2 pseudogenes are annotated in these 1,041 nt (G+C 64.6%); one reads left to right on the plus strand and one right to left on the minus strand.

What is annotated here, in order from left to right:
- Window positions 1–260 (minus strand): annotated as a pseudogene (locus A5745_RS13365) (dihydrodipicolinate reductase); the annotation flags it as partial.
- Window positions 261–417: 157 nt separating this feature from the next.
- Between A5745_RS13365 and A5745_RS13370 the strand changes: the two are divergent.
- Window positions 418–1,041, plus strand: a pseudogene (locus A5745_RS13370) (dihydrodipicolinate reductase); the annotation flags it as partial.

Below are 1,041 nucleotides of genomic sequence, written 5' to 3' on the forward strand. Positions count from 1 at the left end.
TCGCGCTCGGGACCGCTCGCGGCATACACCACCGCGTCGGGCGCCAGGGCGATCAAGGCGTCGGCATCGTTGGTGGCCGCGATACCCAACGGTTCGATGCCAGCCAATTCCCCGGCGTCCTGGCCGACTTTGTCGGGCGAATGCACCCATACCCCAACGAGTTCCAGGTCGGGCCGGCGGCGGATCGCATCGATGGCGATCGACCCAACTCCCCCCGTCGACCACACAACGGTACGCACGGGGTTCACCTCCCTACTCATGAGCGGCCGCGGCGCGTTCGAGGTATGGCCACGCCACATCGGGCGGCCCGGCCCACTCCGGCGCACGCAGGTCGAACCTAAGCGTGAACATCAACAGCACCATAACCTAAAATTTGTTCGTTAGGATAGTGTGCGCTCTCTTAACAGGAGGTACGAAATGGCAGCTCAGCGCGTAGTGGTCTGGGCGACCGGCGGCATCGGGTCGATCGCGATCCGCACTATCCACCGACGCCCCGATCTGGATCTGGTCGGCGTGTGGGTGCATTCGCCCGACAAAGTCGGCCAGGACGCCGGGGAATTGGCTGGCATCGAACCGTTGGGTATCGCGGCCACCAACGATGCCGACGCCTTGATCGCCCTGGCGCCCGACGCGGTGGTGTATGCCGCGAGCGGTCCCGAGCGCGACGGCGCCGCCGTGCCCGACTACTTGCGGCTGCTAAAGGCAGGGATCAATGTCGTGTCGACGTCGTCCACGAGTCTGGTGTATCCACCTTCGTATGTCGCGCCGGAATGGCGCGACCAACTCGAGGCGGCCGCCAGCTCCGGCGGCGCATCCTTCTATGTCTCGGGCATCTTTCCGGGTTTCGCCTCGGATCAGCTGGCGTTGCTGATGACTACGCAGTCGAAGCGAATCCGCACCATCACGGCGAGCGAGGTCGCCCTCAACGACCATTACCCGGTGGCCGACGTGATGATGGACGGGATGGGCTTCGGCCGTCCACTCGATTTCGAGCCGATGCTCTCGACGCCGGGATTCATCGAAATAGCCTGGAAGGCACCG

This window comes from Mycobacterium sp. IS-2888, from assembly GCF_001954215.1.
Taxonomy (GTDB): Bacteria; Actinomycetota; Actinomycetes; order Mycobacteriales; family Mycobacteriaceae; genus Mycobacterium.